Genomic DNA, 14,478 nt, shown 5'->3' on the forward strand with positions numbered 1-14,478 from the left:
CATTCGCGAGTTATCTCTCGGGATGGACCTAAAGGAACTTTTCGCAACCAATTTGCGTCATGCCCGAAACAGGCGGAATCTGACCCAAGAGGAATTGGCAGAGCGCTCGGGTTTGAGCTCTCGCTACATAGGAGCGATTGAACGCGCTGATGTTTCGGCCAGTGTCACCGTTCTCGGACGCATCGCCGAGGCGCTCGGAATGGAGCCGGAAGCACTCATTCGTAAGTCGAAGAGCGGACATTTAGATTAGGGCCCGCGGGTGGCCGCTCGCGAGCGCGCCTCAAACGGCGCCATAGCGAGCGAGCGGCGGCTTTGCGCCCAAAGTCGGTCGTTTACTTCATTATGGCGGTGCTCCAGAAGCTGACATCGCGTGTGACGCAAGCATGGTTCACGTCCTCCCATGAATGCGTTGCACTTACGGACTGGGTTTCAATAAGGTCGAAACCCAGTCCGTACGTGGTGGCCGAGATCAGATACGCGCCCATGACTCTTCTTTAAGCTGGAGTAAATTCGTGGCCTCAAGTCATCCTTCTATTTTGATAGCGTTGTGGGAACTCCTCGATCGGAGCAGGGGTAGAAGGTGGTCTCAAGCCGAGAGGTGCAGCAATGTTTGCGTTTGCAGACGAGACAGGGAATTCGGGACGCAACATCTTCGACGAGAATGAGTACTTTCGACTAGGCGCGATACTCGCAACTTCCGACATCGCGCCGCACGCGCAAGCGGCATTGTCTCCTTTTCTGAAAGAGAGGTCGATAGAGCGTTTTCACGCACATGAGTGGCCGGAAGACGCTGTGGCAAAACTCGGCCATTCCGTCCTCGACGCTCTCGAAGCATCAGGAGCATGGTCATTCAGCCTAACTGAGATTCATAAGCCCTATATGGCCCCGACCAAGTTTGTGGACGTGATTTTCGATGCTGGAGAGAACAAGGCGGTCCCAGGCAATTGGTATTGGGACGAACTCAATCGCCACGTTCTCTGCCTTACCGTCGACAGTGCGATGTCGCGCGACACCGCTAAGCTATTCTGGAATGCTTTCTTGGGGGATGACTTCACCAGCATAGCGACCAGTCTCGATCTGATCGAAGCTGGAATGGACAAGAGGATGACTCCATCGGCCGTATACAAAGTGGTCGCTGGAGCCTTTGACTACGCTCGGCAGAAGCCTACGGTATTTACTCTCGCGAATACGGTGAAGAGGAAGGGCTACCAGGCCAACACTCCAAACGTGGTGGCTTTCACCCACCTCTTTCAGGCCATTCATGATTTTGCCTCAGAACACTCCAGTCCGCCGGAACGCCTCGTGCATGATAAGCAGGACGAATTTCGTACAACTCTGGCCGAAACCTACGAGCAATTTGGCAACATCATTTGGCACGACCCTATGGACGGTTCTTTTCCTGATGCTTCACTCGCCAAGTATCAGCTCGCCCAATTCGAAATGCCATCATCGAAAGACAATGCCGGACTTCAGGCAACGGACCTCTTGCTCTGGGTCGCTCAGCGCTCACCCAGAAGCGAGGCGCTTGCCCCGCTCAAAGCGAGGTTGAAGACTAGAACTGATGATTTCAAGCTATCGCGCCGCATGTCAGAGCTGATCGTTCACGTTAATCTTCTGCGCCATGAGCGACAACGGGGGGTCGGCAGTCCATGAAGGCCTCGGTGGAATACGGCTCTATACAAGCTTTTGAGGGCTTGGTGGCAGCGACGGCCATCTGCACCAAACCTCGTTCGGTACGACTCGCGTTTGGACCGCCGATATTCTACATTTGTTCTCATTCGCTAAGGTCGGTCTTCACATGGTTACAGCGTCAGAGATTCAGCACACTCGCATCAGGGGAGAACTGCCGTTCCAGAACTTCATTCGCAAGCTCATCCGTCGCTACTGGAAGGATGACTATGCCGAGGCTCATGGCCGCAAGGGCCACAGGCAGCACGGCGCAGATGTCACGGGGCGCGACTACAGAAACGGTTACAAGCATGCCGCAGTCCAGTGCAAAGCGAGCGAAACCGACGAACCGAGAGCTCTCACCGAAAAAGAGCTGGTCGACGAAGTCAACAAAGCGAAGACCTACACGCCAAAGCTGGAAATCTTTATCGTTGCCTATGGCGGCGATCGTGACCCAAAGCTTCAGCGGAAAGCCCAGGAGCTGAGCGACGTCAACGAAGCTGAGGGCTTGTTTCGCGTTCAGGTCTGGTCGTGGGATGACATCATTGGTCGGGCGCTCGACTTCGACGATGTGATTCAGGAGCTTATCCTTCAGAACCAGATTCCCGCGGCGGATACGCTTAATCCTCGACGGCCGAAAGCTGAGTCGTTCCGGGATTTTCAGTCCACGATGCAGTCGGCTCTTGCGAGCTTTGAGGCCGCAATGGAGCGCAAGAACAAGAACGCAGAGGGCGACCCGGTTCTAACAGGGAAACTCGACTTGTTCCGCGATCAGCTTCGTGCCGGCAGTGGCGAGCTGTTGGTGGAGCAGTTGCGATACCTTGTGGCGGAACTTCCCGAGGACACGCATCCTCATCAACGGTTCAGGGCATACGCCAATCTAGGCTCGGCACTTGCGCAAGCAGACGAACTCGAGAGCGCCGCGATCGCGTTCGATACCGCTGCAGATGCCGAGCCGGATACTGCCGATAGCCATGTGTACAAATCCCGTGCAGCCCTCCTGCGCGGGAAAAATCACGTCGCTTACGAAGAGGCCAAGACGGCGTTGGCCATGGAGCGTGACCGATTTGCCGCGACTCTCCTGCTGGAGGCCGCTCCGCCAGAAATTGCGCCCGACTTAATGGAAGCGGAGGTCAGCGACCTCGTGCATGAAGTCGAGGTGGCCAGTTCGCTGGTTAGCAGATACGCCGAGGCGAACCGCCACGACGATGCGATCCGAGTGGCGAAGGGCATTGCTAAGCAGGATTGGCAGAAGGATGGCACCGTCGGTCAGGCGATCCTCGGTCAGTTTGAAGACAACATCGAACTCAAGATGGGCGCTCCGATGAGTGAGGCTCAGGCGCTTGAGGTCGATGAGGCCCGTAGCCAGCTCGAACGCGCCTGGCACGAGGCGAAGAAGCGACCAGACAAGAGGCGGTGGATTTTCTTTGCAGCCAATCTGTCGTCCGCTTACCGGCTTCTGGGACTTGACGAGGACGCTGAAGCCTTGATCCTCGAAGCTCACAAGCTGGATCCCATTGCGCCATCAATTGCCCAGCGCGCAACGCTCGCGTTTATCCGACGCGGCGAATACGATGCAGCGCAGAAAGCCATGGAGCCAGTACTCAAAGAGAGCAAGGACTCTGAAGATTTTCTGCTCGCGGGCTCGGTCGCTTTGTCAGTAAGAGGCTGGCCGAGCGTTGAAGGGTTTGCCAAGCGCGCACTGGAACTCGCCACAACCGACGACAGCAAAGCCAGCGCAGCAGAAATGCTTGTACTGCAGAAATTCCAGTCGGGCTCGCCCTCGGAGGCCATGCCGCTCGCCGACGAATTCCGCAAGCAGTTTACCGTGAACATTTCGTTCGAGAGCCGCGTTGCTGAAATCGCGCGACGTCTAGGCGACACGGTCGAGCTTGAAAAGGCAAGAATGCGCCTTGCCGCCTTCGGCAGCCGCACCGATTTGTCGCCACTGGATCGATTCGCACTGTCTGATGCCTATGCCGACGACAACAGATGGTCGGAGGCCGCAGACCTTCTGGATGGTCTGTATGCGCTCGACCGGCCGTCGGAGATTTTGAAGCGTCGTCTCTTCGCCTTGTACCGCGCGGACCGAAGGGCTGACGCGCGTGCGCTTTTTGATTCACTGCTGCCCGGCGCGCTCAAGTCGCCCGAGCTTATTCGCCTCGGAGCAGCAATCTACGAGCGCTCTGGCCTTCTGCCAAAAGCCTTGAAGGCGCTTGATACAGCGCTCGACATCAATCCGGGTGACCTGCGCTCCCGTCTCGACTGGGCGCGTCTTTGTATTCGCGACGCGAAAGAACATCGGGTGCGGGCTTGGGCCAAACGTGCCCCGATGGTCGATGAAGGCGATGCGGAAGACCTTTTGGAGGTCGCCCAGCTATTCGATCGGTACGGCCGTCGCAAGGATGCGATGCAAATCGGGTACGCAACGCTGCAGCGGTATTGGGGTAGCAGCGAGCGATTGCATATGATGTACACGTCGCTCTTCCTGCTCAATTCGAAGGGCGGAAATTTCCTTCATCCGAAAATCGTCGCACAAGACACGGTCGCTTTCCTTGAAAATGAGCACGGGGTGAAGACGTCTTACAGGATTGAACCTGGAGCAGCGCCGGCATCAAACGTCCTTTCGCCAACTCATCCATTCGCAACTCAGCTGATAGGCAAGAAGAAAGGTGAGAAGGTCACGCTCGCTGAAGGCATTGGGCAGCCGGTCACTTGGACCATCACCGAGATCAAGCACAAGTATCTCGACCTGCTACATCGGTCGATGGAACAGCACGCGACGCTTTTTCCCGGCAGTCGATCATTGGGCCAGTTCCATATCGACCTTGGTAGCAAAGAAGCCTTTGAACCGATCGTCGAGCAAGCCCGCCAGCGCGCCGGAACCGTCGAGGAGGCAACAAGGCTCTACACGACCAATGTCATGCCTGTAGATGGCGTGGCCAAGATGCTGGGTCTTGATCCCATAGATGCATCGCGTGGGCTCCGATTCAATTCCGGGGCGCTTCTTGATACGTGCTTTGGCGCTCATGAAGAGCGCCAGCTAGCGTTCGAAAGCCTGCGAGGTGCGTCTGAAATCCTGGTTGATGCGCTCACGCTGTCGCTTTGGGATGAGATCGGACTTCTCCGGCTGATCCCATCACTGCCCGTTAAAATCAAAGTGGTTCAAGCAACTTTGGATGCTCTCATCATGCGCGCCGACGAAGCCAAGCGTGGTATCGGGGAGAAGAGTGGATCCCTTGAGGCTCACGGCGACAAGTTCGCGATGATCGACGTGCCGAAGGAGTACAAGGAGTCCCTCTCAAAGGCCGCCGACGAACTTCTCGAACGGGTCCGGGCGGATACAGAGGTCATCCCTACCGAGCATGTTGACCATGCGCAGGCCGACGAACTCAAAGAGTTCTTCTCAGGCTCTAGCTTCGACACCGCCGCTACTGCAGCGGCAACGAACATGCCAACCATCATCGAAGATCGCCGGCTCCGCGGGTTCGCGACGATTATCGGCGCCCAGCGGGTGGCTTGGACCCAACCGCTTCTCATGCTGTTTCTGGGCAAGAAGCAGCTGTCGCACGGCGACTATGTCGACTTGATTGCCAACCTCGGCAGCAAGCGGATTGGCTTTGTTTCTGCCGGCTCCGGGGACTTGTTTGCCGCATCGCAGCTCGGCTTCGACTCCGTTCAGTTTAAGTCGCTCGTAGAGGTCATTTCCCGGGAAGCCGTCGAAGCGCAGTCGTTGGCGACGGTCGCTGTAGAGTTTTTCATCGAGTTGTGGAACGCGGAAATTCCGGAGACGCGTGACAGGCTTGTCAGCTCGCTACTGGAGGCAATCCTGACGCGTCTGGATGCTATCAGGTTGCTCCGGGTCATCATTGTGGCCGTCGACGAAAATCTGCGTGGACGGCGATCCCCTGAGAACCTGATTTCCAGACTCTGGATCGCCTACGTGGAGCGGTTCGTCGCGGGACATTTCATTAGGGATGCCATCATTGGCTGAAGATGACCGCGTTGTAATTTGGTTGTCTTGCGCTCCCGGCGTCGTACAAATCAAAATGCGTAAACGAACATGGAAAGTCTGGATATCAGCCAGTCGGAGCCAAGAGCGGTCAGCCCCCTTCCGGCCCCTTACCGGTCATTGGATTTGACAAAGGTGAACCAATGCCGATGGCGGCGATGTGCCTGCCGATCGATTGCCCCTAGTCGCTATTGTTCCGTCCCGCACTGGCCCGCCACGAAACAGGGGCGGCAATCCATCGATTGATATCGGATTCACGCCAGCCTGCCCCGTTAACGCTGATCTTGATCTGGGCCGGGAACGTGCCTTCGGCGATCTTGCGATAGATGGTCGAGCGGGACAGGGCGGTCCGGGCAAGGACGGTTTTGAGGCGTATGATGCGGTCTGGCTCGGACATAGCTCGTCTGCATTTCACTGGTTGTCGCTGGTATCTGCTGGGACAGACAGGATGAACCAAGGCTGGACGCAATCAGTTTTGTCGCCTCACCCGCCTGCGGCGTGGAAACGGCGACAAATCGGAGGGGTTCAGATCCCAATCCCCCGGCCCCTACCGATGCCATGGCTGAAGGCCAGTTCCGCAGCGAGGCTACGGCCGGAATCGCTATGAATGCCAAGGTCGTGTTTGCGGTTGGCGAGCAGGGATTCCAGTTGCGGATCACGTTCGAGGCTTTTCGCCATGTCGGACATGGCCGACCGCGTTGACTTGTAGCCGGACATGTCGCCGACCTCGTATTGGCGCTGGCTCGTCCGGTCGAGCTTTTGCCAACGTTCCACGAAACGGTTGGCGCGGCGGCCGGGATCGATGTCCATCCCAGTGCGGATTTCCGTCTCAAGCTGGAGAGCAAGCACGATGCGCCTGACGCGGCCGGCCCCCGCCTCGCGGATAAGTTCGGGGTTTTTCACATAGGCCGCTTCGGCATCGCGCCAGCCATGCGGCCGAACCTTCTCGAACGCGTTGCGGGCATCGTTCAATTCGCGCATCTGCTCTGGACTGCCCTGCCCGTCCGCATTTCCGGTGCGGGAGATCGCGTCGATCGCGCGCGCGTGACGCACAAGCGCGTTGGTGCGTTCCCTGCGCAACGCTGCTTCCGGATCCACCGACGCATCCATGTCGCGCTGCACCCCCATGGCGGAAGCTTCTCTTCCAGGCACTGGGCCACCGTCGCCAATTTGCGCTCCAACATCTCCCCTTCCCGGCTTTCCCCTGCGTTCCTGGTCGGGCTTGGCGCCTCCGGGTGAGCGCAACCCGTCGAGCAGCCCGCCGATCCTGTCGCGGAGCTTTTCCGGAACGATCCGGCGCACGATCTCGACGAGACCCTCGCGGAAGGTGATACCGCGCCGCTCGGCATAGCTCTGCGCCGGATCGACTAGACCGTAGTCGGATGCCATGTCCTTGGCGCGGTCACGTGACAGGGTACGAACGAGCCGCTCTCGGGTCGCGAAGTCGTCGCTGCCATAATGCAGCTCCATCCCATCCCGATGCCGCGACAGGGCGACGTAGCTGCCATGTGCATCCATGCCCGGCGTGGCGAGCACATGGGTCCGGTCAACCGTCATGCCCTGCGCCTTGTGAATGGTCGCGGCATAGCCATGGTCGATGTGCGCGTAATCTTTCAGGTCAAAGCGCACGGAACGGCCGTCGTCGGTTTGAACCGTCATGCTCTGTGTGCTGACTTCTTCCACAATGCCGAGCGTGCCGTTCTTGACGCCAAGCCCGCGCTCGTTGCGCAAGAACATGACCCGGTCGCCGCTGGCGAAGATTCTTGCCCCACGTTCCACATTCACGTGAACCTCGTCGCCGAGATCGCCGGCAGCGCGCATGCGCTCACGCGCTGCCCGGTTGAGCGCGCGCACTTCGTCGTTTTTGTGGGTGAGAATGATCCGGCTTGCCTCTGGATGCGCCTGCCTGTCGCGATCCCAGCGCTCGACGAGTTCACCTCGCGCTTCGTCGCGCGTTGCAGCTTGATGCACCATGCCTTGCGCGTCATATGCGCTGATCGCGGCGCCGATCCTGCCGGTTGCCAGATCGCGCGTGGCATCACGCTGCCAGCCCTCGCGCTGCCGACGCACCTGGCCGATTTCGACGCCGCCATGACGCTCGTGGATCGAACGGAATGCAGCGCCGGCTTCGATCGCCTGCAGTTGTTGGGGATCGCCGACGAGGACGACTTTTGCGCCAACGTCCGCCGCATGGGAAAGCACGCGCTCCAACTGGCGCGTGCCGACCATGCCGGCCTCATCGATCACCAGCACATCACGCGCGGTAAGCAGATCGCGGCCCTGTCCCCAACCATGTTCCATGCTGGCGATGGTGCGTGACGGGATGCCCGATCCGCTTTCGAGATTCTCGGCCGCGATGCCGGAGAGTGCCGCGCCCCGGACCTCATAGCCCGCTGCCGCCCATGCCTGGCGGGCGACACCCAGCATGGCGCTCTTGCCGGTTCCGGCAAACCCGACAACGACACCAAGACCGCGACCATCGATGATATGTGCAAGCGCATCGATCTGCTCGCTTGACAGGACAAGACCGCGTTGCGCAGCCCGCGCCAGTGCTGCCTCGCGATATGCGTTACTGACCGTGTGTCGGTCGTCCAAATCGATACGCTCTGCCGCGCGATGCAGGCGCTGTTCGGTCTCGATCATCTGCCTTGTGGTGAAACGGTCTTCGCCGCGCCTGTCCTTGCCGAGTTCGACCAGATCGGGTGCATTGCTGATGGCTGCCACCACCTTGTTGAACTGCTCCATTCCGTCACTGTGGCGATGCGAGAACTTCGCAATGTCCTTTCGGGTGAAGGTCGATTGCTGATGGGTGATGGCATCCAACGCCACGGATGGATCGGCAATGACGCGCGCACCATTGTTGCGCGCGATCTCGCGATGCAGTTCGGCGCGATCTGCTTCAATGTCGCCATCAACAACACCACTGCCCTCAATGCGCTGGGCTGGCGCACCAATCTGCGTTTGCGGCTCCAGGGCAATTCCCTGCACTTCCAGACTGCGATTATCGATGCGGGCGTCGATATCGAGTTCGGCCAGGCGCTCATTGGCCAGTTCCGCCCATCGCTCGCGCCAGCGCTCGACCAGCTGGGTAGCATTCCAGTCTCGAACCTTTGACCCAAAGCCGTTCTCGTCCACCGACCGCATGGTGAGCATGACATGCGCGTGCGGCTTGGGACTGCCATCCTCTGCCCTGTCCCTGTGCACATTGAGATCGGCGACCATGCCCTTGCTGACAAGCTCGGCGTGAACGAAGTCGCGCGCCAGTTCGATGCCTTGTGCCTGGCTGAGTTCACGCGGCAGCGCAAACTCCACTTCCCGCGCAAGCTGCGCATCCTTGCGCACCTCGAACGCCTCGACATCGTTCCACAGCCTCTCGCGGTCGCGCCAGGCCTCAGGCGCATCCTCCGGCAAGATCACCTCGGAATGAACGACACCGCGTTTGGCTGAAAAATCATGGCTGCGTTCGATGCGCTCGTCGCGCAGCCGTGACGCTGAACGGTAGGCGGCTGCCGCGACAGCGCTTGAGCCTGCTTTGCGGCCAATGACCTTGACGTGAAGATGATAGATCGCCATCGCGACCAGATCATTTGCACGTCAAAGCGTACGTCGGCACGACGTATAAGCGCGCCCTCCCTCGAAAAAATCTCGGGATGGACCAGCCCGTCCCGGGCTGTCTCGGCGACCCTGAAGCCTTCCGGCAGGCCCTCGCCTATGATCGCCGCATTGACGTCAGATGGAGACAGCCATGCGTAAGCCACGGGACTTCGACGCCGAACTGAAAGCACTGGAAGAAAAGGCGCACGAGCTCAAAGCGCGAAAGGTGCAGCAACTCGGTGAACTGGTGATCGCCACCGGCGCCGATCAACTCAGCACCGACGAACTGGCCGGCGCGCTGGTCGCAATTGCCGAGACGAAAGACGCCGCAAAGCGCGAGGCATGGGCCAAGCGTGGGGCGATGTTTTTCGAGAGCGGTTCCCGGCGAGCTGCTCCGGAATCTAAGCGCAACCTTCGCAGCGCTCCAGCGCAGCCGGGCAGCCCACAATCGCCGGCAGGCGGCACGGGCTCGCAATGACATGCGCACCTGGCAGGTCGAGCGCCGCAAGCGCACCCGACATCTGATCGAACTGGGTGGTCTCGTCGTCAAGGCAGGCATCGTCGAGCTAACCAAAGACGATCGTGCCATCATCTACGGAGCGATGCTCTGGATCGCCGCCAAACTGCAGAGCGATGAAGGTGGGAATGCGCGCGACCTGTGGATTGCGAAGGGGAAACTGGCGTTTGCTGCAGAATGCAATAAAGACCAAAAGGGCCAGCCAGATAGCGGTGGTCCGCGAGCAGCGGCCGATGCAAAGCTGTCCCTTTAGTCACACACGGCCAACAAATGGGTATTTCACACTGAAGAGCGGTCACAGATCAAAGTTCGAATGCTTCCTCTCCGCCAGTCAAGGCTCAAAAAGCAGAATTCCGCGGTTCTTGCTTAGGCCGCGCGTCCTTTCCCACCTGGATTGTCAAAGGGGCTGTCGCGAACGTCATTCCTTGCGACGTGAAGCGCGTCAGCCACGCTCTCCAGCTCGGACATTTTGATCACTCGCTGGCCCGTCGCCGTGCGGCAAACCACATGGGGTTCGTCGCCGCTGCGCGGGTCCGCCTTTGCACCGCACAGCCCGTGTGCGAGGCAATTTCGGATATCAACCAGCATCTGGATGTTGCTTCTGACCCGCTGCCACACCTCAGGCTCAATTGCGCGCCAGTGCCCCATAACGATCCCTTGGACAACAGGCGGTCTGGCTCGATCGCTTCGATACGCATGCGGACTTCTTCCTCTAGCCACCCCCAATGCATGAGCACATATGCGACTGCCGCCATAAGATCGCGCATGCTCGACTGAGGAGCCGGATCTTCAGCCACTTTTGTAGCTCGACGTTCGTTGCACCATCAACAAAGAGCCCCGTCCCTACGCGAGCACTCAAACGCTCTCATACCCAACGTCAGTTTATACGACGCGCGCGAGATTGTCGCGGCGAAGAGGGCGGCACGAGCCCACTCCGGACGGCAGACCCCGCTCGCCTCCGGCCTCGCCCGGCGCGCTCCGAATGACCTGAGACCCTTGTTCCCGCCTTTTGAATGGAGAGTCCGGCGCTTCATTTCTTGCCTCATGCGGCTTGTTTTTCCAGCGCCATTTTTATGGCGAATTCGATAGGCGTGATGTTACCCAGGGCTGAGTGTGGTCTGTTGCGTTTGTAGTCCTCCTTCAATTGCTGCCCGCGCTTGCGTGAGAGTGGAGCTAAGATGCGCGACTTCTCCTGACGGGTCGCCTCCCAAATCGGCTACCATAGCGGGGAATATTGGCGGCGGCAGATTATGGCTGACGCTTGGATGCGACACATAGCTGTTTGTTGAAAGTCAGTGATGCTGGGCAGGTAGAGCACTTTCCGGCAATGGTGTTTGAACCCGGGGAGACGGACGACACCGATCTTGCACTCGCTAACGCTGAGCGAATTTTTCGTGGCAAAAGTTGAGCGACAAACGGCTCCCGTCACCATCACCTCAGTTGGGTCAGGCGCTATCCCGAATGGATTGCGTTTTCTGAAACACGTTGATTTCCGTACAAATCGGTTTCAGCGATTTCAGCCCAACCACGATCAAAGGTGAAATGCCCGGCCCGCCCGACCGGATTTTGTATTTTGACTATCCGCGAGCGCTGTCTGAGCCCGGCCTCCTCGACAACGTAGAGCCAATATTGATCCTGCGCGCGGCGAGCAAACTCGAACTGCGCCGGCGAGAGACCTACTGGACGATCAGCCAGGGTCCCTTTCATAGCCTTGATTTCAACCCACCGTTCCGGTTCTCCGGCCGCATCGTTCTCAACGAGGTCAAAACCTTTGTTTCCCTGGGGGGTTCTCTGCAATCTCGGCTCACGTTCGATAACCAGCTCTATAGCTTTTGCCTCGAGAGCCATTCGGGCCGATTGATCAAGTCCGTCGGGATCTTCGTCGTCACTCTCGTGATGCACCGCTACGTAAGATATAAATTCCCGTTCACCGTTGGTGGTATTTTTCCTAGGGCCTTGGCCATTCCCTGGTCTTCCGCCACCTTCCGCTTGACGTTCGCCGCTTCCGTTGCCGTCCTTATTGCTGCTGCCGTCTTGTTGAGAGGCGGACCGACCGCCTTTCTCACCTTCTTTATCAAACTCTTGCTGGACGGCGTCTTCGCGGTTAGCAACTACCGTTGAGGCCGACTCCTTAGAAGCGCCGTGAGCATCCGATTCCGAATTTGGGCTTTCCGAGTCAGTGCCAGTTTCGATTTCCAAACGAGCTTGAAGATTGGCAAGACTGGTTATTCCGAGCTTTTTCAACAAGTCCAGAACTTCCGGGTCAATACCGACTTCTCGAGCGAGCGCTTCAACCAATGGTGGCTTAAAAAGAATTTTTGCTTGAAGGACCGGATTAGGTTTCCAATCAAGTGCTTCAAAATTGACAGCAGATGGGACGACAAGGGAACCATCGGAGTGAGGAATCCAAGGAGTCTCGTTGAGGAGGCGGACAAACGCTGCATCGATAGGCGCCGAAAAGTCCTGGAAATAGAACCAGCGGTAAGTCGTGCTGAAAACTGCAGCACCACGGCGTTCGAGAAGGTCGCCGAGCGCTTCCCATAGCAATCGCGCCCGCTTTCGCTTCTCCAGAATGTCCAGTTTGGGCAGTAAGCCTATCACACTTTGGAGTCCGCGCAGTGTCACGTCCTCCCTCGTACTTTCGCGCGTCATTTTTTCCTGACCAGAGGCGCGACGGATTTCCGCTAGTCGTTCGTTCGAAAGCTCCATCGTTGCAGGCATAGGGCAAAGGTATCGTGTCGCCCCACTCGCCTCGAGGAGCTCTCGAACGGACTCGCCTCGTAGGCAGTCCAAGGAGTCGTCAACAAGAGAAATGCCGCTGATCCCGGCAAGCAGCAATGAGAGCCGTTCCGTAGCAATGTAGACTTGGCCGGGTTTAGCTACGAATTGTTTTCCGGAGCCGGCGTCTACCACCACCACGAAATTCGTATCTCGCAACGCGCTCAGAAGCTTTTCGCGTTGGACCTTGGAGTCGGTGCCAAACGCCGTCAGTATCCGATCTATGTCGGCAGCATATGTGCCAAGCTTGACTGACTTTTCTCGATAGGGCGGCAGAACGTTTCGGATTACGTCATCGACAGGGTCAGGCTCAGTCAAGCCCAGCGATTGGAGGAACGGCCGCACCGGCTCGTGGCTGAAGAGTGTACGTTTTACGGTCGGAAAGGCCGTTGCTGCGGTCCCTGGCAGGAAAGCCTGCACGAGACCGTGTAGGTAGGGCGGCACATGGGAGCCATCCTGGAGCCGAACCAGTGACAATTCCCGAATACGCGATTGACGAAGTAGCGCGGGTTGAGCCGCTAGATATGAATAAAGTCCGGCAATCCAGTCGTCAGATTGGCGTTCTAAGAATGACGCGGCCATACGAGGTATAAGGCCTTCAGGCGTAAGCTCGACGATCTCAAGCTCTTTCATGAGGTATTGTCGTAACGCGGGTGTCCTGTCGGATGTGATGTCACCACTTAGCCAAGCGATTGGCCCTTTAGCACCCAACAGCGCGCCTAGTTGCTCTCGATCAAGCAGCTCGCGCAGGTCTTGCGTTCGGGAAAGCCGGGCGTTGTTCGCGGAGACGTGTCCACCAGCTGCGCAGGGGAGTAGTGCTTCGGACTTAAGGGCTTGGTTGACAGCATCCAGAACAGGTCCAAAAAGATGCCCTTTCAGCTTTTCGCGATCCAGGGGTAAACATTGCAGAGCGTCAACATCTAGCAGCCCTTCGTCGCGAAGCCAGCAAAGCGCCTCAATAAGCAACTGGCCTGTCTCGGTAACCAGATAGCGATTCCAATCATCATCAAGCGGTATGTTGTCTCGGCTGGGTGTCGTTCGATACGGACCTTGGACGAGGAAACCGACGTACGTAGGCAGGACGGTAGGAAAGAATACCACCAACGGCTCGGCCGCGACGGGACGCAGCGACCAAACCCCATCTTCTCGAGGGACGAGGCGGAACGCGACCTCCACATGGCCAACGGGCTGGTCCCCATGAGTGACCTCCCGTTGAAACAGGAGCCAATGTTCCTCAACGTCGGGTTGCCCCACCTCCTCGCCGAGAATTGTCACGCGCCGAACTCCGTCGCGCAGCAACTCCGGCGCACTTCGTACGTACAGGCCTTTGATTTCTCCGGCGTCCCACGCAAGCTCTTCAACATGCCGGAGAAACAAGAGCGTTCGCGGTCCTAGCTGCCGAAGCCCGTCCGCGATTTCACTGTGCGCCGTGTTGTCATCAGGCTTGAACGGCAGCATGAACACCGTCTCATCGGGTCCACGCTGGATTGGCTCCGCCGAGCGCGGCCAGACGTAGCTTTCAATGGCAAATGCCTCGTCGCCAGAATGAACCTCCGGCCGTCCTGTGAACGCGTAGACTGACTTGAAGCCTATGCCGAAACGACCGATCGCTGTAACGTCTTTGGTACTCTGATCGATACCGCATATTCCGACTACATCATCGGCGTCGAATGGCTGGCCGAAATGTGAGACTAGGAGCGCGTTCGTATCGAGTCGAAAACGCACTGAACGGTCCCCTGCCCAGTCTTTTCGGCGACGCAAGGCATCCTCGGCGTTCTGTAGAAGCTCAAAGATAAAATGCGTGCGCTTGTCGTACCGATCTTCAAGCAGACGCTTACCAATCCGCCCAATGTCGGTCCCATAGCGTCGCTCGTTTTCGGCCTTGAGGGCATCATAGTCCTGAGGCACC

At 58.3% G+C, this 14,478-nt stretch carries 8 protein-coding genes; 5 read left to right on the top strand and 3 right to left on the bottom strand.

What is annotated here, in order from left to right; genetic code table 11:
* Window positions 1-22 precede the first annotated feature (22 nt).
* The 3 genes from EOA16_RS10445 (at window position 23) to EOA16_RS10455 (ending at window position 5,662) form a co-directional block, all read left to right on the top strand.
* The gene (locus EOA16_RS10445) at window positions 23-250 is read left to right on the top strand and encodes a helix-turn-helix transcriptional regulator (protein ID WP_127257677.1); all 228 of its coding nucleotides are present in this window, start codon (window positions 23-25) and stop codon (window positions 248-250) included.
* 356 nt (window positions 251-606) lie between these two features.
* Window positions 607-1,653: a DUF3800 domain-containing protein gene (locus tag EOA16_RS10450; protein WP_127257679.1), complete on the top strand. Its 1,047-nt coding sequence runs from the start codon at window positions 607-609 to the stop codon at window positions 1,651-1,653.
* A gap of 145 nt (window positions 1,654-1,798) precedes the next feature.
* The gene (locus EOA16_RS10455) at window positions 1,799-5,662 is read left to right on the top strand and encodes a hypothetical protein (RefSeq protein WP_127257681.1); all 3,864 of its coding nucleotides are present in this window, start codon (window positions 1,799-1,801) and stop codon (window positions 5,660-5,662) included.
* A gap of 199 nt (window positions 5,663-5,861) precedes the next feature.
* On the opposite strand, the gene EOA16_RS10460 is transcribed toward EOA16_RS10455, so the two are convergent.
* Together EOA16_RS10460 and traA are read right to left on the bottom strand one after the other, a co-directional pair.
* The gene (locus EOA16_RS10460) at window positions 5,862-6,077 is read right to left on the bottom strand and encodes an AlpA family phage regulatory protein (protein ID WP_127257683.1); all 216 of its coding nucleotides are present in this window, start codon (window positions 6,075-6,077) and stop codon (window positions 5,862-5,864) included.
* Between the two features lie 128 nt (window positions 6,078-6,205).
* Entirely contained in the window at window positions 6,206-9,253 is a 3,048-nt protein-coding gene (gene traA, locus EOA16_RS10465; RefSeq protein WP_127257685.1) for a Ti-type conjugative transfer relaxase TraA, read from the bottom strand.
* A gap of 172 nt (window positions 9,254-9,425) precedes the next feature.
* Here traA and EOA16_RS10470 point away from each other — a divergent pair, with 172 nt between their 5' ends.
* A complete protein-coding gene (locus tag EOA16_RS10470) occupies window positions 9,426-9,752 on the top strand; it encodes a conjugal transfer protein TraD (RefSeq protein WP_206517330.1) in 327 nt (108 codons plus the stop codon).
* 1 nt (window position 9,753) lies between these two features.
* Window positions 9,754-10,044 carry a conjugal transfer protein TraD gene (locus tag EOA16_RS10475; protein WP_127257689.1) on the top strand — a complete coding sequence of 97 codons (291 nt, stop codon included), beginning with the start codon at window positions 9,754-9,756 and terminating at the stop codon, window positions 10,042-10,044.
* A gap of 1,199 nt (window positions 10,045-11,243) precedes the next feature.
* Here the strand turns inward: EOA16_RS10475 and EOA16_RS10480 are convergent.
* Window positions 11,244-14,477 carry a DUF3883 domain-containing protein gene (locus tag EOA16_RS10480; protein WP_127257691.1) on the bottom strand — a complete coding sequence of 1,078 codons (3,234 nt, stop codon included), beginning with the start codon at window positions 14,475-14,477 and terminating at the stop codon, window positions 11,244-11,246.
* Window position 14,478 lies beyond the last annotated feature (1 nt).

Source organism: Mesorhizobium sp. M7A.F.Ca.US.008.03.1.1 (genome assembly GCF_003997495.1).
Taxonomy (GTDB): domain Bacteria; phylum Pseudomonadota; class Alphaproteobacteria; order Rhizobiales; family Rhizobiaceae; genus Mesorhizobium.